This is a genomic window from Halomonas sp. H10-59, assembly GCF_040070555.1.
GTDB classification, from domain to species: Bacteria; Pseudomonadota; Gammaproteobacteria; order Pseudomonadales; family Halomonadaceae; genus Halomonas; species Halomonas litopenaei.
The window spans coordinates 3,216,535-3,234,473 of sequence record NZ_CP098828.1 but is presented as its reverse complement, the minus strand read 5'-3'; the positions used below and the strand labels follow the sequence as shown (position 1 = coordinate 3,234,473).

General features: G+C 66.2%; 14 protein-coding genes. 8 read left to right on the top strand and 6 right to left on the bottom strand.

Features of this window, described 5'->3' with window-relative positions; translation table 11 throughout:
* The first annotated feature begins 286 nt into the window (after positions 1–286).
* The 7 genes from NFG57_RS14165 to NFG57_RS14135 all read left to right on the top strand — a co-directional run bounded on the left by NFG57_RS14165 (position 287) and on the right by NFG57_RS14135 (position 9,924).
* Positions 287–1,021, top strand: a complete 735-nt coding sequence (locus NFG57_RS14165) for a GntR family transcriptional regulator (protein WP_348814586.1) — start codon at positions 287–289, stop codon at positions 1,019–1,021.
* Positions 1,022–1,030: 9 nt separating this feature from the next.
* The gene (nagA, locus tag NFG57_RS14160) at positions 1,031–2,167 is read left to right on the top strand and encodes an N-acetylglucosamine-6-phosphate deacetylase (protein WP_348814585.1); all 1,137 of its coding nucleotides are present in this window, start codon (positions 1,031–1,033) and stop codon (positions 2,165–2,167) included.
* Positions 2,151–3,170 (top strand): SIS domain-containing protein, encoded by a 1,020-nt coding sequence (locus NFG57_RS14155; protein ID WP_348814584.1) that lies wholly within the window; start codon positions 2,151–2,153, stop codon positions 3,168–3,170. Before nagA ends, NFG57_RS14155 begins: the two co-directional genes overlap by 17 nt.
* Positions 3,171–3,198: 28 nt before the next feature.
* The gene (ptsP, locus tag NFG57_RS14150) at positions 3,199–5,772 is read left to right on the top strand and encodes a phosphoenolpyruvate--protein phosphotransferase (RefSeq protein WP_348814583.1); all 2,574 of its coding nucleotides are present in this window, start codon (positions 3,199–3,201) and stop codon (positions 5,770–5,772) included.
* Positions 5,769–7,481, top strand: a complete 1,713-nt coding sequence (gene nagE, locus NFG57_RS14145) for an N-acetylglucosamine-specific PTS transporter subunit IIBC (RefSeq protein ID WP_348814582.1) — start codon at positions 5,769–5,771, stop codon at positions 7,479–7,481. Before ptsP ends, nagE begins: the two co-directional genes overlap by 4 nt.
* Positions 7,482–7,662: 181 nt before the next feature.
* A complete protein-coding gene (locus tag NFG57_RS14140; RefSeq protein WP_045992937.1) occupies positions 7,663–8,466 on the top strand; it encodes a Cof-type HAD-IIB family hydrolase in 804 nt (267 codons plus the stop codon).
* A gap of 276 nt (positions 8,467–8,742) precedes the next feature.
* Positions 8,743–9,924 (top strand): AGE family epimerase/isomerase, encoded by a 1,182-nt coding sequence (locus NFG57_RS14135; protein WP_348814581.1) that lies wholly within the window; start codon positions 8,743–8,745, stop codon positions 9,922–9,924.
* 63 nt (positions 9,925–9,987) lie between these two features.
* Here NFG57_RS14135 and NFG57_RS14130 read toward each other — a convergent pair whose 3' ends face one another.
* The 6 genes from NFG57_RS14130 to NFG57_RS14105 form a co-directional block, all read right to left on the bottom strand.
* A complete protein-coding gene (locus NFG57_RS14130) occupies positions 9,988–11,058 on the bottom strand; it encodes a TIGR01620 family protein (protein ID WP_348814580.1) in 1,071 nt (356 codons plus the stop codon).
* Complete coding sequence (locus tag NFG57_RS14125) at positions 11,055–12,446, bottom strand: YcjX family protein (protein ID WP_108133246.1); 1,392 nt, start codon at positions 12,444–12,446, stop codon at positions 11,055–11,057. Before NFG57_RS14125 ends, NFG57_RS14130 begins: the two co-directional genes overlap by 4 nt.
* Positions 12,447–12,466: 20 nt before the next feature.
* Positions 12,467–13,669 (bottom strand): MFS transporter, encoded by a 1,203-nt coding sequence (locus NFG57_RS14120; protein WP_045992934.1) that lies wholly within the window; start codon positions 13,667–13,669, stop codon positions 12,467–12,469.
* Positions 13,670–13,721: 52 nt separating this feature from the next.
* Positions 13,722–14,741 (bottom strand): helix-turn-helix domain-containing protein, encoded by a 1,020-nt coding sequence (locus NFG57_RS14115; RefSeq protein ID WP_348814579.1) that lies wholly within the window; start codon positions 14,739–14,741, stop codon positions 13,722–13,724.
* A 220-nt stretch (positions 14,742–14,961) separates the two neighbouring features.
* A complete protein-coding gene (locus tag NFG57_RS14110) occupies positions 14,962–16,557 on the bottom strand; it encodes a solute:sodium symporter family transporter (RefSeq protein WP_045992933.1) in 1,596 nt (531 codons plus the stop codon).
* Between the two features lie 379 nt (positions 16,558–16,936).
* Positions 16,937–17,155 (bottom strand): hypothetical protein, encoded by a 219-nt coding sequence (locus tag NFG57_RS14105; RefSeq protein ID WP_045992932.1) that lies wholly within the window; start codon positions 17,153–17,155, stop codon positions 16,937–16,939.
* 102 nt (positions 17,156–17,257) lie between these two features.
* Here NFG57_RS14105 and NFG57_RS14100 point away from each other — a divergent pair, with 102 nt between their 5' ends.
* The gene (locus tag NFG57_RS14100; RefSeq protein WP_108133249.1) at positions 17,258–17,812 is read left to right on the top strand and encodes a DUF924 family protein; all 555 of its coding nucleotides are present in this window, start codon (positions 17,258–17,260) and stop codon (positions 17,810–17,812) included.
* Positions 17,813–17,939 lie beyond the last annotated feature (127 nt).

Genomic DNA, 17,939 nt, shown 5'->3' with positions numbered 1-17,939 from the left:
ACTATACGGATTGTTGCAGCCCCGGCCAAACCCCGTGGAGCCCGAGGCCACAAATCAAGGGGTTGGAAACGGTATCCGGCAAAATTTCACCGCTTCCTGCGCGGCATCCTTGCTACGCCTCCTTTCGCTCCCGTGGGAATACCTCGGTAGAGGAGTTGAGGGGGGCGTGTGGGTCGCCGTGAAATGCACAGTCAGGGTTCGACCAATGTGGTATTAGATTGGTATTCAATTGGTCTCTATGTGGAGCTATAGTGGTTATCACCAAGCTCCCAGGGACCACGCCGCCATGGATTCACGATTCGAGCACCTGCACCTCGACGCCTCGCTTGCCACGCCGCTGTACCGCCAGCTGGCCAACGGCCTGGAGGCGGCCATCCGCAGTGGCAGCTGGCGCGCCGGAGAGGCGCTGCCGTCGGAACGCAACCTGGCCGAGGCGTTGGCGGTGTCACGCATCACGGCGCGCAAGGCCCTCGACCAGCTGGAGGAAAGCGGCCTGATCCGACGCGACCGCGGCTCCGGCACCTTTATTCGCCCCAGCATGGATCAGCCGCTGACCCGGCTGGCGAGTTTCAGCGACATGCTGATCCAGCGGGGGTTTTCGCCGCGCTCCGAGTGGCTGAGACGCGAGCGCTGCCAGCCGAGCTCCGAGGAGAATCTGCGCCTGGGATTGTCGAGCAATGCCCAGGTGTCGCGACTCAAGCGTCTGCGTCTGGCCGATGACGTGGTGATGGCGGTGGAGGAGAGCTGCCTGCCGGTCACGGTGCTGCCGGACCCCATGGCGGTCGACGTCTCGCTGTATCAATGGCTCGAGCAGGCTGGTCGCCCCATCGTGCGTGCCCGTCAGCAGGTCACCGCGGTCAATGCCGACCCCGAACTCGCCGGGCTTGCCCAGGTGGCCGAAGGCCAGGCTCTGCTCAAGGTGACGCGGCTGGGCTACCTGGCCGACGACACCCCGGCGGAGCTGACCATCACCTACTGCCGTACCGACTACTACGACTTCACCGTCGAACTCGCCCGCTAGGAGACCGCCATGAGTACCGCTCCCACCCGCCTTGCCGGTAACGTGCTGACCCCCGAGGGCTGGCGCCTGGGTGAGATTCGGCTGGAACAGGGCCGGATCGCCGCCATCGAGGGCTCCCCCGTGGACCCCTCTACCAATGATGCCCCTCGGCTGATCCCCGGCTTCGTCGACCTGCACGTGCATGGTGGTGGCGGAGCCGACGCCATGGAGGGGCGCGAGGCCGTCTCGACCCTCGCCCGCACTCACCTGCGGTTTGGCACCACCAGCCTGCTGGCGACCACCATGACCGCGCGCCCGGAAGAGGTGCGTGCGGTGCTGGGCGAGATCTCAGGCTATATGGAAGCCCCGGACCCCGCGGCTTCCCGGGTGCTCGGCGTACACCTCGAAGGGCCCTTCATCAATCCTGGCAAGCTCGGCGCCCAGCCGGCCCACGCCCAGGTCGCCAGCGTCGCCGAAATGGATGAACTGATGGCGTTGGCGCCCATCCTGCTGATCACCCTGGCACCGGAAATCAGCGGGCATGGCGAGGTGATCCGTCACCTCACCGACAAGGGCGTGCGCGTCCAGCTGGGCCATACCCTGGGCAGCTACGAAGAAGGTGTCGAGGCGCTGTCCCACGGCGCCTGCGGCTTTACCCACCTGTTCAACGCCATGACCGCGCTGCACCACCGCAAGCCGGGCATGGTCGGGGCGGCGCTGGCCCACGCCGAGTACGCCGAGATCATTCCCGATCTGCTGCATGTACATCCCGGCGCCATTCGCACCGCGCTGCGCTGCATTCCGCGGCTCTATGCGGTGACCGATTCCACCGCGGCGGCTGGCATGCCCGACGGCGACTACCGCCTGGGCGAGCAGAAGGTGACCAAGTGCCTGGGCGGCGTGCGTCTGGCCGACGGCACCCTGGCCGGCAGCACCCTGACCATGGATCAGGCGCTGCGCAACTTCGTCAGTGTCGGGCTCAGCCTGGCCGAGGCCTCGGATCGGCTGTCGCGCTTTCCCGCGGACTTCCTCGGGCGCCGTGACATCGGTCGCCTGGAGGCCGGGGCCCGCGCCGATATCGTGACCCTCGACCCCGAACTCACCCTTACCTCTGTCCATCTGGACGGTCGTCTTGTCTCTGGAGAATTCCATGTCACTCATGCTTGAAGAGGCGCTGAACGCGCCGGAACGCCTGCGCGGTCAGTTGACGCGTAACCAGACAGTGCTGCGGGAACTGGGTGATCGCCTGCGTGCCGAGCCGCCGACAGGCGCCGTCACCGTGGCCAGGGGCAGCTCTGATCACGCCGCCAGCTATCTCGCCTACCTGTGCATGCAGACCCGCGGCATTCCGGTGGCCTCGCTGCCGCCGTCACTGTCGACCCTGTCGCGTACGCCCTGGCGATTGGCCGGCCAGCTGTCCATCGCCATCTCCCAGTCGGGCCAGAGTCCCGACCTGGTGGCGAGCCAGGAGGCGCTGAAGCAGGGTGGCGCCACCACCATCGCACTGGTCAATACGCCGGAGTCACCACTGGGCCGGGCGAGCGATCTGGAAGTGCCGCTGTTTGCCGGTGAAGAGAAGAGTGTGGCGGCCACCAAGAGCTTCCTGGCGACCCTGTCCGCCGGTGCCCAGCTGATGGCGCACTGGAACGAGAGCGCCATGCTGCTGGGGGCGCTCAATGAGCTGCCCGACCGCCTCACCGACGCCGCCGCCCAGGACTGGAGCCCGGCGGTAGAAGCGCTCAAGGACGCCGATCGGCTGATGGTCATCGGCCGGGGTACCGGGCTTGGCATCGCCCAGGAGGCGGCGCTCAAGTTCAAGGAAACCTGCGCCATTCAGGCAGAGCCCTTCAGTGGCGCCGAGGTCAAGCACGGCCCCATGGCGCTGATCGAGCCAGGCTATCCGGTACTGGTGTTCGCCCCCCCCGGCGCCGAACAGCAGGGCTTGCTGGAGCTGGCCGAGTGGCTCGAGAGCGTGGGTGCCAAGGTGCTGCTGGCCGCCGACGACCGTGTGCCCAAGCGCCATCTGACATTGACCTCGGCGGGTCACGAGGCGCTGGAACCGGTGTCGGTGATCCAGAGCTTCTATCCGATGGTGGCCCGCCTGGCCGAGGCTCGCGGTATCGATCCGGATCAACCGAGGCACCTGCGCAAGGTGACCTGCACGCTCTAATCACTACGACAATCATACGGAGCCGATCATGACTTCCAGCAATGTCACTCTGGTGGCGCCGGTCAAGGGGGTGGTAGTCCCCCTGGCCGACGTGCCGGACCCGGTTTTTGCCGAGGGTACCCTCGGCCAGGGCATCGCCCTGGATCCCCTGGGCGGTTGCCTGCACGCGCCCTGCGCCGGCGAGGTGATTCAGTGTGCCCGTACCCATCACGCCTTCACCATCAAGAGCGACGAGGGCGTCGAGGTACTGGTTCATCTTGGCCTCGACACCGTCGCCCTCGAAGGCAAGGGCATCGAGCCCTGCGTCAGCCTGGGCCAGCGCATCGAGGCGGGCGAGCCGCTGTGCTACTTCGATGTAGATCAACTGGTATGCGAGGCGGTATCGCTGGTGACACCACTGGTGGTGCTGGATGCCGGAGGTCGTGAGTGGGTGTCGCTGGACCTGCGTGCCGGCGATATCGTCCAGCGCGGTGATCCGCTGGTGGTGCTGGGCCCCGAAAGGCTTGCCGATGATGTCACCGATGAAGAAGGCGGCGATGACCAGGCGCTGGAGCGCTCTCTGGTACTGGCGATCGAGTCAGGGTTGCACGCCCGGCCGGCGGCACGCCTGCGTGCCATCGCGCGTGATCACCAGGTGAGCCTGAGCCTGCTGCGCGACGCTCGCACGGCCAGTTCGGATAGTGTCAGCGCCCTGATGAACCTGGGGCTCGAGTGCGGTGACGAGGTGGTCATCAGAGTAAAGGGGCGTCAGGCCGACGCGGCCCTGGCGGCAGCGATGGCGCTGTTGACCACGCCGGAAGGGCATGGCCCAGGGCAGGCTGAGGCCGCCACATCATCGGCAGCGTCCAGCGTCGATCTGCCCGCCGGACAGCTCGCAGGTCTTGTCGCCAGCGCCGGGATCGCGACCGGTCCGCTGGCGACACTGTCGGTCAAGTTACCCGAGGTGCCGCTGGAAGGGCTGGGGCGCAAGCTGGAAAGTCCGCGTCTGAAAGAGGCGCTCGAACGCGTCGGGCGCCAGCTGGAAGCCGCCCGAGAGCGCGCCGAGCGCAGTGGCCAGACCGCCGAGGCGGAGGTGTTCGAGGCGCACCAGGCGTGGCTTGAAGACCCTGACCTGGTGGCCTCGTCGATCAGCCGCCTGGAAGAGGGACTAAGCCCTGGCCAGGCCTGGCGCGAGGCGCTGGATGCCGAGGCCGATCGGCTGCGGGCCACTGGTAACCCCATCCTGATCGGGCGGATCGCCGACCTGCGTGATCTGCAACGCCAGGTGATGCTGGAATTCAGCGAAGGCGAGGGCAGCGGGTTCGGTGATATCACCCCCGGCGCCATCGTCGTCGCAGAGGATCTGACACCGTCCACCTTCGTCGATCTCTGCGCCCTGGCGCCGGCAGGGATATGCCTGGCCGCCGGAGGCACCACCTCCCACGTGGCCATCATGGCCAGGGCCAGGGGAGTACCGTGCCTGGTCGCCATGGGCAGTGGCCTGCTGGAAGCAACCGAGTCTTGTCTGGATCGGGCGGTGGTGCTGGATGCCGACAACGGCCGGCTGGAACTCGAGCCCGACCAGGCGCGCCGCGATCAGGTGGTGGCGGACATCGCCGCCCGCCAGGCGCGCGCCGAGGAAGAACGCGCCGAGGCTCACCTGGAGGTGGTCACCCGGGACAACCGCATGGTCGAGGTGGCGGCCAATATCGGCAGCGCCGAGGAAGCCCGCCAGGCCAGCGACTGTGGCGCCGATGGTGTCGGCCTGATGCGCTCGGAATTTCTGTTTCTGGGGCGTGACGCAGCGCCGGACGAGGACGCCCAGCGCCAGGAGTACCAGGCCAGCGTCGATGCGCTGGGGTCCAGGCCGGTGATCATCCGAACCCTGGATATCGGCGCCGACAAGCAGTTGCCGTATCTCACCTTGCCCGCCGTTCCTAATCCGGCGCTGGGCGTGCGTGGCATGCGCCTGTGGCAGACCCAACCGGCCCTGCTGGACACCCAGTTGAAGGCCTTGCTCGGGGTCAAGCCCTTGCGTCATCTGCGCATCATGGTGCCTATGGTCAGCGATGCCAGCGAACTCGAGTGGGTGCGCGAACGCATGGAGGCGCTGGCCGCCGAGATGCGGCTGACCGAACTGCCGCTGCTCGGCGCCATGATCGAGGTGCCCAGCGCAGCGCTGTGCTCCGCCGCCATGGCCAAGGTCGCGGACTTCCTGTCGATCGGCACCAATGACCTGACCCAGTATGGCCTGGCCATGGACCGCGAGGATCCTCAGCTGGCGGCCCAGGCCGACGTGCTGCATCCCGGAGTGCTGCGGCTGATCCAGGCGACCCTGTCGGGCACCGCCAACCGCTGCCCGGTGGGGGTGTGTGGCGCCGCGGCGGGAGACGACCTGGCCGGCCCGCTGCTGGTCGCCATGGGCGTGTCGGAATTGTCGGTGGAGCCGTCGCGTATCGCTTCGGTCAAGGCCCGCCTGCGCAGGCTTGATGCCGCCGTGATCGCGCGTGAAATCGACACCCTGCTGGCGATGCCCGATGCGGCCTCGGTGCGCAAGGCTCTGGCACCGCTGGTGGACGCCGCCCTCGACGTCGAACCCACACCCGAGAGGATCCTGACATGACCACCTCCTTTGGTTCACGCCTGATGGCGGCGCTTCAGCTGCTCGGGCGCTCCTTGATGCTGCCGATCGCGGTACTGCCGGTGGCCGGCCTGCTGCTGCGCCTGGGCCAGCCGGACCTGCTGGACATCGCCTTCGTCGCCAGCGCCGGTCAGGCGATCTTCGCCAACCTGGCGCTGATCTTCGCCATCGGTCTCGCCGTCGGCTTTGCCGACGACAGCAATGGCGCGGCGGGGCTCGCCGGGGTGATCGGCTATCTGGTGCTGGACGCGGTGCTGCAAAGCCTCAACCCCGAGATCGACATGGGGGTGCTGGCCGGCATCATCATGGGTACCGTGGCCGGGCTTCTGTACAACCGCTTCAAGGCGATAAAACTGCCCGACTATCTGGCCTTCTTCGGCGGACGGCGCTTCGTGCCCATCGCCACCGGCCTTGCCGGGGTGGTGCTGGGGATCGCCTTCGGCTGGGGCTGGCCGCCGATCCAGCACGCCATCGACACCCTGGGACACTGGCTGATCGACGCCGGCGCCTTTGGCAAGTTCGTCTATGGTGCGCTCAATCGACTGCTGATCGTCACCGGCCTGCACCACGTGCTCAACAGCTTTGTGTGGTTCGTGTTCGGCAGCTTCGGCGACGCTACCGGTGACCTCAATCGCTTCTTCGCCGGTGACCCGGCGGCGGGTGGTTTCATGGCCGGCTTCTTCCCGGTGATGATGTTCGGTCTGCCGGCGGCGGCACTGGCCATGTACCACACCGCAGACAAGGGCCGTCGCGCCCAGGTCGGCGGGCTCTTGATGTCGCTGGCGCTGACCGCCTTCCTGACCGGGGTGACCGAACCGATCGAGTTCACCTTCATGTTCCTGGCGCCGCTGTTGTACGCCTTCCACGCGCTGATGACCGGGCTGAGCATGGCGATCATGCAGTGGCTCGACGTCAAGCTTGGCTTCACCTTCTCGGCCGGCGCCTTCGACTACGCCCTGTCCTACGGTCTGTCCACCAACGGCTGGCTGATGCTGCCGGTGGGGCTGGCGATCGGTAGCGTCTACTACGTGCTGTTCCGGTGGGCGATCGTACGCTTCGATCTGCCGACGCCAGGGCGTGAGCCGATGGACGAGGGCGTCAAGGTACAGGCCGAGGACCTGGGCGAGCGAGGGCCGGCCTTCGTCACGGCGCTCGGCGGTGCCGCCAACCTCGAGGCCGTCGGTGCCTGCACCACACGCCTGCGACTGGTGCTCAAGGAGCCGGAGCAGATCGACGAGCCGGCACTCAAGGCGCTGGGCTCGCGTGGCATCATGCGCCTCGGCGGAGGTGGCATCCAGGTCATCCTGGGCCCCATCGCCGACAGCGTGTCCGATGAGATTCGCGCCGCCATGGCTGCCGAGGGGCAGACCCCGCCGGTGGGCGCCGACCCCGCACCTATCGCCACCGGCGTCCCCAGGGTGGTGAGCGCCAAGAGTCTCAATGACGAGCAGATAGACTCCTGGACCAAGGCGCTGGGTGGCTCGGACAACGTTCGCGCGCTGGAAGCCCGGGCGGCGACCCGTCTGCGCCTGGAGGTCGGCAGCGACGGTGCGCTGGACGAGCAGGCGCTGGCGCAGCTGGGTTGTCACGGCGTGATGCGAGTAGCCGATGGCGTCTGGCACCTCGTGGTGGGCAAGGACGCCGAGGCCCTGGCCGGTGGTCTGCACCAGGCTGGGCTGGCAGCCCGCTGAGTGGTAGCCCGCTGAGTGGCAGCCCGCTGGGTGGCAGGTGGCGAGTGTGATGCGCCCGCCACCTGCGGTCATCTCGCCTTACCGCCAGCGGCGGCACACTTCAGGGTGTGCCGCCGCTGGCGTTCTACGCCTGGCCATCTGGTGTAGACTTCCCCGTTCCCCCTGAAGACCCGGAGTCGCCATGCTGCCTCACCTGATCGTGTCCGACCTCGACGGTACCCTGCTGGGTGCCAACCATGACCTGGCCGAGCTGACCGTCGAGACCCTGCGTCGACTGGCCACCGATGGCCACTGCATCGCCCTGGCCTCGGGCCGTCATCATCGCGACATGATCGGCTTTCGCGATCGCCTGGGGGTGGACGCTCATATCATCTCCAGCAACGGCGCCTGGACACTGGACCCGAACGACCGCTGCGTGCGGTCGGCGCACCTCGCCCCGGAGCTGGTCGAGGCGCTGATCCAGCTGCCGCGTCATCCCGACGTACGCCTCAACATGTACCGCGACGAGGCCTGGGTGATCGATGATCACGCCCCGGGCCTGCTGTCGCTGCACGAGGCCACCGGCTTTGGCTACCGGGTAGAGGGACCGGGAGAGATGGACGTCCAGGGGGTCGGCAAGGTGCTCTATATCGGTGACCCCAGTCTGCTCGCCGACATCGAAGCCGGCGCCCGGGAGGCGGCAGGCGAGGCGCTTCACATCACCTACTCGATGAGTCATTCGCTGGAGATCATGGCCGCCGGGGTCAACAAGGGCACCGCCGTCTCGGCACTGCTTGACGACCTCGGCATCCCCGCCACCCGTTGCCTGGCCTTCGGCGACAACCTCAATGATCTGGAGATGCTGGCGCTGGCCGGCGAGGCCCAGGTGATGGCCAACGCCCATCCCAGGCTGGCCGAGGACCTGCCCGAGGCCCGCGTGATCGGTCACCACGCCGAGGCAGCGGTGGCCCAGCACCTGCGGCAGCGGTTTGGACTGGACGGCTGACGGGGCGGTCGAGGCAAAGGCAGCGCGCTACACTGAGGCCACACTTGGGGCAGTGGTGGGGCGGCGGGCTAGGGCTTGTCTGAAAAGTGCCTGCGCTCGGTAATACGGCGTTAAAAATCGGCTGGTGCGCCAGCCCGGTCAAAATGCTCATTTACACCCCGTAAACTGCGCTTTCTCACCGATTTTTGCCTTGTCTAACCTTCGCTCGTCGACTTTTCGGACAGCGCCTAGCGCCGTCATACCGAGGTCTTGCATCCCCTGTAACAGGAGGCAGTGATGAACGGATTTGACCCGATGTTTCTCGATCGCCATGTGCGCGACACCATGGCGTTCTATCATCCGCGGGCGATCGATCCGCACGGCGGTTTCTTCCAGTATTTTCGTGACGATGGCCACATCGTCGACGCCGGCCATCGGCACCTGGTTTCGAGTACGCGTTTCGTGGTGACCTACGCTCGCTTTGCTCGCCAGACCGGCAATCCCGAGTATCTGCACTGGGCCCGCCATGGTCTGGCCTATCTCGAAAAGGCCCACTTCCAGACGCGCCATCAGGGCTACGCCTGGACCCTGCGCGATGGAAAGGTCGAAGACCCCACCCATCACTGTTACGGCCTGGCCTTCGTGTTGCTGGCCTACGCCGAGGCCTATCGCGCCGGCATCGATGAAGCCTACGAGGGTATCGGTCGGGTACACGCCATGCTCGACAAGCGCTTCTGGGAACCCCAGTGGCAGCGCTTCGCCGATGAAGCAGATGAGCACTGGAATCTCAGCGACTATCGCGGCCAGAACGCCAACATGCATGGTTGTGAGTCGCTGATCGCCGCCTTCGAGGCCACCGGCGAGACCCCCTATCTGGACCAGGCCATGGCCATCGCCCGCGCGATCACCAAGGCCAGCGATGACCATCCCCATGGCTGGATCTGGGAGCACTACAACCGCCAGTGGCAGCGCGACTTCGACTACAACCGCGACGATCCCAAGCATCTGTTCCGTCCCTGGGGCTATCAGGTGGGCCACCAGACCGAATGGGCCAAGCTGCTGGTGCTGCTGGCACGCTATCGCGATGATGCCTGGTTGATCTCCACCGCCGAGCGGTTGTTCTCGAGCGCCTGCGAAGCGGGCTGGGACAGGACCCATGGCGGCCTGGTCTATGGCCTGGATCTCGACGGGCAGGTATGTGACGGCGACAAGTACTTCTGGGTCCAGGCGGAGAGCTTCGCCGCGGCCGCCGTGCTCTGGGAGGTCACTGGCAAGGCCAGCTATCGACGCTGGTACCAGCGGCTGTGGGACTACAGTTGGCAGCACATGATCGACCACCACCATGGCGCCTGGGTGCGTATCCTGACGCCGGACAATCGTCGTTACGACAACCTGAAGAGCCCTGCCGGCAAGGTCGACTACCACACCATGGGCGCCTGTCAGGAAGTCATGGAAGTGCTCGAGCGGCTGGATCGTTAGGCATCTGTCATCGGCGCCGGCCGATGCCATGTCATTGCCGGCGCTCCACACCGTCCTGGGCCGTCAGGCGTCCTTCTTCGGTGCCTCCATGCGCCTGAGCTGGCGCCACAGATCGCGGCGCAGGTCCGCCACTCGGGGGCGCTCGTCAGGGTCGAAGGCCAGCGGGCGCACCAGACGCTGGGTGCGCAGTCCCAGACGTGCCCCCAGCAGCCCCACGCCGAGGCCCTGGGCGGCGCGGGTGGACAGCCGCCCGGCCAGGTCCAGCGACAGCATCTGCATGCTGGCGTCGGCGGCAAGCTCGGTGGCGCCGGCGAAGGCCATCTGATAGAGCACGCTGCGCAGCAGGCGTACCCGGGCGGCGTAGCCCAGTTCCAATCCGTAGAGTCGGCACAGGCGATCGATCATCGCCAGGTGGCGCCAGGCCACCAGCGCCATGTCGACCAGGGTCAGCGGGCTGACCGCCACCATCACGGCGGTTTCTCCGCTCATGCGCGAGATCAGCCGGCGCGCCTCTCGGTCACGGGGGGCGAGCAGATGGTGGGCCACCAGCGCCTGCAGGTCACGGCCGTCATGGTGGTCTTCACGGGCGGCCTCGAAGGCCAGCCAATGGGGATCGTCGTCGCCGAGGGCCAGCTGATGCTTGAGCCGTCTGACCATGGACAGTGCGTCCCTGGGGGAGCGCGACGGTAATTCGGCCAGGGATTCACGCAACTGGTCGTGGCGCTTGAGGCGCCTGAGGCGAAACAGCTCCCGACTCAGGGCGAGCCCGCCAAGGCCGATGGTGGCAAGTCCCAGCAGTTGCCAGCCGGTGGCGATCAGGTCACCGCTGGCCAGGGTAGCGGGGACCCCGGTCACCAGTTCGGCGCCGCCCAGTCCCACCGCCGCTCCCAGTACTGCGATCAGGCCCCAGCGGCGCTTGCGTGGGCGTCCCAGAGAGCCCTCGAGGTCGACCTTGGTATCGGTTTCCGGCGCCTCGGCTGGGGTTAGCGCTCGGCTATCCAGGTGATCGTCGAAGCGCAGGCCCGGACGCGGGTCACTGAAGGTGGTGTTGTCGACGCCGGCAGCGGAGGGCGCATCGTCGTCATCGGCGAAGCGTACCGCAGGGCGCGGGTCGTCACGGCTATCTCGAGTCATGCGAGCTTGTCTCCAATCAGCCAGTCCAGCGCCAGGTCCATGCGAATATGGGGCAGCGCACCGGTGGTCGAGGGCTGAGGGCGGAAGGCGGTGAAATCGAACCCCTGGCGATCCCAGAAGGCTGGGTCAGGCAGGCGGCTGGGCACCTCGCCGGGGAAGGCCAGCAAGGGCTCGCCTTCCAGGGTGACGCCCTTGAGCGCAGGGGATTTCCTGCCCTGGTGGGTGACCTCGCGGGCCTCGGTGGCGCGAATGGCCGCCAGCGACATGGCCTTGACCGGAATATTGGCGTACTTGAGGTTCTTCAGTGGTTCGGCCAGCAGCGCCTCGAGCAGCCCGACCAGGCGGGCATGCTGTTCCGGGGTCACGTGGTCGGCCTTGGTGGCGGCGATGGCGAGGCGGTCGATGCGTGGCGTGAACAGCCGCGAGAACAGGCTGCGCTGGCCGTAGTTGAAGCTCTGCATCAGACGATGGAGCGCCTTGGACAGATCCTCGAAGCGTTCCGGCCCGGCATTCAGTGCCCCCAGCACGTCCACCAGCACGATCTGGCGATCGAAGCGCCGGAAGTGCTCGCGGTAGAACGGCTTGACGATATGTTGCTGGTAGTAGCTGAAACGTCGGGCCAGGGTACGGTAGACGCTGGTCTCGGGCAGCCGTTCGAGCTCGTCGGGCGATGCCTGCTCCAGCCCCGGCAGGGGGAAGAACTGCAGCACCGGGGCGCCGGACAGCTCCCCCGGCAGCAGAAAACGGCCGGGCTGAAGGTCGGAGAAGCCGGCCTCCCTGGCGGCGCGCAGGCCTTCGGCGTAGCGCTCGCTGATCTCCGCCAGGCGGGCCTCGTCGGCCTCGTCGTCGAGCCGAAGTTCACGCACCGCGCTTTCCCAGTCGGCCAGCATGGCGCGCCTTGCTGGCCCCGCCGCGTCCCACTGGGCGAGGCTCCAGCTCAGGAAGTCGTGGTCCAGCAGCGGCAGGTCGAGCAGCCACTCGCCAGGATAATCGAACAGGTCCAGGGTCAACTCGGCGGTATCGGGTCGCAACCACTGCTGGCGACCAGGGCGATAGCGAATCTTCAGGCGTAACTCGCTGATGCCACGGGTGGGCTGGGGCCACTCGGGAGGCGTGCTCTCGAGGCTGGCGCGGGCTCGGTCGAAGGGAAACCTGGGGACCGCGAGATCCTGCTGGGAAACCCGCTGGGCGCCCAGCAGGCGCCCCTCGCGGCTGGCCGAGAGCAGGTCGAGCCGCGCCTCGAGCCCGGCGTGACGCAACTGGTCCACCAGGGAGGTCAAGAATGCCGTCTTGCCGGCCCGAGATAGCCCGGTCACCGCCAGACGCAACTGGCGGTCTCGGCCGCGCTCGATCAGGTCCATCAGATCACGGGTCAGGTCCGTTGGCATTGCCACTCCGTCGGTGAAAGTTATTCCTTAATCTGGGGGCGACCGGCGTCAAAGGCAAGACGCTGCGCCGCGATCAGTATCAGCGGCAGGGCAGCCATCGGCAACAGCCACAGATTGAGCGTCTGCCAGCCAAGCCACTGGATCAGCGGGCCGGCCGCCAGGGCGGTGATCGCCGCAGTGGAAAACACCAGGAACTCATTGGCGGCCTGAACACGGGCCTTTTCTGCGGGCAGGTGACACTCGGTCAGAAGGCCAGTGGCCGGCAGAAAGGTAAAGTTCCAGCCCAGTCCCAGCAGGATCAAGGTGACATTGAAGCCCGCCAGGCTGGAGGGTGCCAGGGCGCTGAGGGCACTGGCGCAAAGCAGCACACAACCCAGCGCGATCATGCGTGTCGTGCCGAACCGCTGGGTCAGTTGGCCGGTGAAGAACGAGGGCGCGAACATCGCCAGCACATGCCACTGAATCGTCATCGAGACGTGGTGAAAGGCGTGGCCATCGGAGGCCATGGCCAGGGGGGTAGCGGTCATGGCCAGGTTCATCACGCCGTAGCCGATCATGGCGGCGAGTACCGCAAGCCAAAGCTTGGGCTGTGCCAGCAGCTCCCCGAGCGGACGTCTCTTGCCATGACGGGTGCTCGGGTCCAGCGGGGGCAAAGGTACCACCAGCAACAGGGCCAGAGCGATGAGGTAGAGCGCTCCCAGGCCGACAAAGCTTCCGAGAAAGGGCGTCGTGACGGCGTCCTGACTGATACGTGCAAGCCAGGGGCCGAAGAAGGCGGCCAGCACACCACCGCCCATGACCAGACCGATGGCCCTGTCCCTGGCGCCGCTCGGGGCCAGCTCGATCGCCGCGAAGCGATAGAGCTGACCGAAACCGATGCCCACGCCGATCGCCATGGTCGCCACGGCGAAGGCGGCGAAGTGATTGGCCAGCAACGCCAGGTAGGCGGCTACCGTGCCGGCGAAGCCGATCAGGTTGCCGATCACGAAGCCTCGCTTGCGCCCCAATCGGCCCATGATCAAGGAGGCCGGCAGGGTGGCGAGCATCAACCCTAGCCACTGAGTCGCCACCGGCAGGGTGGACAGCCAGGGCGAGGGCGCCAGGCTCTGGCCGATCAGCGGCGAGACGGCGATCAACAGAATGTTGCCGCTCACCAGCAGCGCCTGACACAGCGACAGCAGAAGCACTCCGCCGGGGAGGCGGGATGAAGTCACAGGGGGCATGGCGGAGTCTCCGGTAATGAAGGTCGTGGATAAAAAAGACTGAGGCGGTAGCTCAGCGATGGTTCGCTGAATCGGCGCCGAAGCGCGCACGGTAGACCGATGGCGAAACGCCATAGTGGCGATGGAACTGGCGTCTCAGTTGTTCGCTGGTGCCCAGGTGCCAACGTGAAGCGAGGCGTTCCAGCGAGGTTTCGCCACGCACCAGTTCGCGCCGAGCCGCCTCCAGGCGCAGTCCGGTGAGGTACTCGCCGGGACTGGTGTCCAGGTGGTGGCGAAACAGCCGGGTCAGGTGGCGTGGGGTGATCTTCAGGCTGTCGGCCATGCTCTCCAGATCGAAGGCGCCGCCGGGGTCGGCGTGCAGTCGATCGATCAAGGGGCGCAGGCGGGGGCCGCAACGATGCTGGCGCGACAGCAGTTCGCTGAACTGGGACTGGCCGCCGGGGCGATGGAGGAACATCACCAGTTCGCGGGCCACCGCTGCGGCGGCTTCAGCGCCCAGATCACTCTCGACCAGCGACAGCGCCAGGTCGATGCCGGCGGTGACCCCGGCGCTGGTGTAGCGCCCGCCGTCATGGACGTAGAGCGCATCGGCCTGGACCCTTACCTGTGGAAAGTCGTCGGCAAGCCGTCGACAGTGACGCCAGTGGGTGGTGGCGCTGCGTCCGTCAAGCAGGCCCGCATCGGCCAGCAGGAAGGCGCCAGTGCAGACGGCGCCCAGGCGCCCGAGGTGCGGCGCCACCCGCGTCAGTCGTTCGCGCCAGCGCTGTTGCTGGCACTGGACGAAGACGCCGTGGCCTCCGGCGATGAGCAGGGTGGTCAGGTCGCGGCCGTTGCCGCCAGCATCGGGGGGCTTGTCGAGTTCGCTCTCCCACTCTTCCCAGTCAAGATCCGGCAGTAGTCGCAGACCGCCGTTGGTGACCAGTTCGCTCGCACTTCGGCCGATCAGACGTAGCCGGTAGGCAGGCTTGCCCAGCACGTCGTTGGCGCTGGCGAAGACCTGCCAGGGGCCGCTGACGTCGAGCATCTGACAGTCGGGGTAGGCCAGCAGGGCGACGTCTCGAGTCGTGGTCACGATGGGGGCTCCAGAGAAGGGGGGGGGCGCACCTGACAACGGCGCGACAGCGAATCTCTGGAGTCTGGGGGAGGTCAGGAATGTCGGCAAGGACCATTACCCCACCGATATGGACATACGGTGTCCACAACGACGACGCCCCGCCTTGACAGGGCGGGGCGTCGCGGTCAGAGCAGACCGTGGTGACGGTCAGGTTCTGGTCCGTCGGAGATCGGGAGCATCAGCCGGCAAAGGCCAGGTAGATGGCGATGACCAGGATCACCAGCACGATGCCCGCCGGCACGGCGCCCTTCCAGGGCGTCAGGTCGACGGCGCCCACGTCTTCCTGCTTCCAGGCCTCGGCGCGCGGGCGCAGCTTGCCGATCACCAGCATCAATGCGACCAGCAGCACGAACACCAGGGCGACGAAGTGGAACTCGTGCATGATCACCGGCAGCTTGTTGAAGGGCGGGATGAAGTAGCCACAGAAGATGGCCAGACAGCCACCCACAAGGGCGATCTTGGCCGCCATGGGGGGCACACGACGGGTCAGCAGGCCGACCACCACCACCGCCAGGATGGGGATGAAATAGATGGCGTTCATCTTCTGCAGGTAGCCGAACAGGCTTTCCTGACCGGCCAGCAGCGGCGCGATGATCATCGCGGAGATGGCCATGATCCAGCCGAACACCTGGCTCGACTTGACCACCTGAGCCTCGGTGGCGTCCTTCTTCAGTACCGCCTTGTAGAGGCCCAGACTGAACAGGGTGGTGGTGGAGTTCAGCGCCGAGTTGAAGGAGGACAGGATGGCGCCGACCATCACCGCGGCGAAGAAGCCGGTGAGTGGCGCCGGCAGCACGTTGAACACCAGGTGGCCGTAGGCCGCGTCAGCCTTGACGCCCTGATCGGCGTACAGGTGGTAGGCGATGATGCCCGGCAGGACCAGGTACAGGGGCCCCAGCAGCTTGAAGAAGCCGGTCAGCAGCACGCCCTTCTGGCCCTCGGCCAGGTTCTTGGCGGCGAAGGTCCGCTGGATGATCTGTTGGTTGGTGGTCCAGTAGAAGACGTTGATCAGGAAGACGCCGGTGAACAGGGTGAAGAAGGGGACGCTCTGTTCGCTGCCACCGATGGAGTTCATCTTGTCGGGGTTGGATTCCTTGAGGATCTCCCAGCCGGCGAGCACACCGCCGCTGTCGCTGACCGCCTGAAGGCCGAAGTAGACGATCACGAAGCCACCGATCAACAGGCCGACGCCATTGAGGGTATCCGACACGGCAACGGTGCGCAGGCCCCCGAACAGGGCATAGATGGAGCCGATGATGCCGACGATCCACACCGTCAGCCACAGCAGGGTGGTGCTGGATTCGATGCCGGTGAGCCCGGACAGGTCGAGCATGCCCTGCAGACCGATGGCGCCGGAGTAGAGGATGATCGGCAGCAGTACCACCGCGTAGGCGATCAGGAAGATCACGTTGGTGATCAGCTGGGTGCCCTTGTCGAAGCGAATCTCCAGCAGCTGGGGCAGGGTGGCGATGCCGCTTTTCAGAAAGCGCGGCAGGAAGAACAGCGCCAGCGCCACCAGCGCCATGACCGCCACCACCTCCCAGGCCATCACGCTGAGGCCATCGGTGAAGGCGGAGCCGTTGAGGCCGACCATCTGCTCGGTGGACAGGTTGGTCATCAACAGCGAGCCGGCGATCAGCGGGAAGGTCAGGCTGCGTCCCGCCAGGAAGAAGCCGCTGGTGCTTGAATGGTCGTCACGGCGGGTGATGCGCCAGGTGATGAAGGCGACCAGTCCTGTAAAGAACAGGAAGGACGCGAAGGTGAGTAGGGGCATGGTGTCATCCTTGCGGTCGTTGTCCGGTGCGGCATGGTCGTGAGCCACCTCCCAAAGGGGGCATGGCGATTACCGCACTTGGGTCGATGTCCGTGCCGAGCGCCAGCTGGCAGGCCAGTGGCGCCGACACCCAGGAAGTATCTTTGCAGCGCTTGCGTCATCCTGCCCGCTGCAGTGCATCTTTTGGCGCTGAAGCAGCGCGGGTTCGCGCAGTGTCGCATTGACGTCAAGTCGGTGGAAATTCCGAAAGTCTTCGTCTTTTTCCAGAAAGACGTCGAACTTAAAGGATTAAGTTAACCGACGGTTGCGTATTCCAACTACGTGATCGCAAGTCTAATCGGCTCGCCGTGGCGAGCCATACGTCTTTTGTCGCAGCGGGTCAGTTTGGCGGAGCTGCTGAAATCGGCACAGGCTCGATGATGCCGAACAGTTGCAGCAGTGTCGGCGTTGCCGCGATGATAAAGCCGCACAGGGCCAGTGCACGACCGGGCCATCGGCGCTGCGGGTGGCGTGCCAGGTGAAGGCCGAGCAGGCAGACCAGCAAGCCCGTGAGATGAAACACCACGGCGAGCGATCGAAGCAGTTCAAACGAGGTCATGGGCTGTCCCTGGGCATCCTGTGGCAGAGGGGCGACGTGGCGGAATCCGCGAGCGAAAGGGCGCGGCCGCCTGGGTCACAAGCGAGCGAAGGGGAGTCTGCCATGACCGACAGGGTGGTGCGAGCCGACGAAGTGATCGAGTTCTGGTTTCAGACGCTGACACCAAAACAGTGGTTTGCCAAGGATGATGCGCTGGATGGCCGTATCCGCCATGACTTCGGTGCGACCCTGGCGGCGGCGGCCGCCGGCGAGACCTGGCAGTGGCGTACCTCGGCCCGCGGGCGGCTGGCGGAAATCCTGGTGCTCGATCAGTTCTCTCGCAACATCTACCGCGGCGAGCCGCGAGCCTTCGCCTGTGACGGTCAGGCCCTGGTACTGGCCCAGGAGGCGGTGTCCCAGCGCGCAGATCGGGTGCTCGATCCTCCCTGGCGAGCCTTCCTGTACATGCCCTATATGCACAGCGAGTCGTTGCGTGTGCACGACGAGGCGCTGCGCCTGTTCGACCAACCGGGACTCGAGCACAACCTGCACCACGAACATCGCCACCGCGAGGTACTGGTGCGTTTTGGTCGTTATCCTCAGCGCAATGAGGCGCTGGGACGAGCGTCCACCGCCGAGGAGCTGGCCTTTCTTGCCCAGCCCGGCAACCGATTCTAGTCGCGACGAAGGGGCTGTCATCGGCGCTGACCCAGCGTCACCGGACGGCATTCGTGCTGTCGCGTCTCACATTACGTGACATATCCCTACTTTCGTATGCATTGATGTAATGGTATAGCTGTGAGCG

What these genes read in the sequence shown, in the direction of transcription:
- NFG57_RS14165 (WP_348814586.1), top strand. Translation starts at nt 287, where the DNA reads ATGGATTCACGATTCGAGCACCTGCACCTCGACGCCTCGCTTGCCACG.
- nagA (WP_348814585.1), top strand. Translation starts at nt 1,031, where the DNA reads ATGAGTACCGCTCCCACCCGCCTTGCCGGTAACGTGCTGACCCCCGAG.
- NFG57_RS14155 (WP_348814584.1), top strand. Translation starts at nt 2,151, where the DNA reads ATGTCACTCATGCTTGAAGAGGCGCTGAACGCGCCGGAACGCCTGCGC.
- ptsP (WP_348814583.1), top strand. Translation starts at nt 3,199, where the DNA reads ATGACTTCCAGCAATGTCACTCTGGTGGCGCCGGTCAAGGGGGTGGTA.
- nagE (WP_348814582.1), top strand. Translation starts at nt 5,769, where the DNA reads ATGACCACCTCCTTTGGTTCACGCCTGATGGCGGCGCTTCAGCTGCTC.
- NFG57_RS14140 (WP_045992937.1), top strand. Translation starts at nt 7,663, where the DNA reads ATGCTGCCTCACCTGATCGTGTCCGACCTCGACGGTACCCTGCTGGGT.
- NFG57_RS14135 (WP_348814581.1), top strand. Translation starts at nt 8,743, where the DNA reads ATGAACGGATTTGACCCGATGTTTCTCGATCGCCATGTGCGCGACACC.
- NFG57_RS14130 (WP_348814580.1), bottom strand. Translation starts at nt 11,058, where the DNA reads ATGACTCGAGATAGCCGTGACGACCCGCGCCCTGCGGTACGCTTCGCC.
- NFG57_RS14125 (WP_108133246.1), bottom strand. Translation starts at nt 12,446, where the DNA reads ATGCCAACGGACCTGACCCGTGATCTGATGGACCTGATCGAGCGCGGC.
- NFG57_RS14120 (WP_045992934.1), bottom strand. Translation starts at nt 13,669, where the DNA reads ATGCCCCCTGTGACTTCATCCCGCCTCCCCGGCGGAGTGCTTCTGCTG.
- NFG57_RS14110 (WP_045992933.1), bottom strand. Translation starts at nt 16,557, where the DNA reads ATGCCCCTACTCACCTTCGCGTCCTTCCTGTTCTTTACAGGACTGGTC.
- NFG57_RS14105 (WP_045992932.1), bottom strand. Translation starts at nt 17,155, where the DNA reads ATGACCTCGTTTGAACTGCTTCGATCGCTCGCCGTGGTGTTTCATCTC.
- NFG57_RS14100 (WP_108133249.1), top strand. Translation starts at nt 17,258, where the DNA reads ATGACCGACAGGGTGGTGCGAGCCGACGAAGTGATCGAGTTCTGGTTT.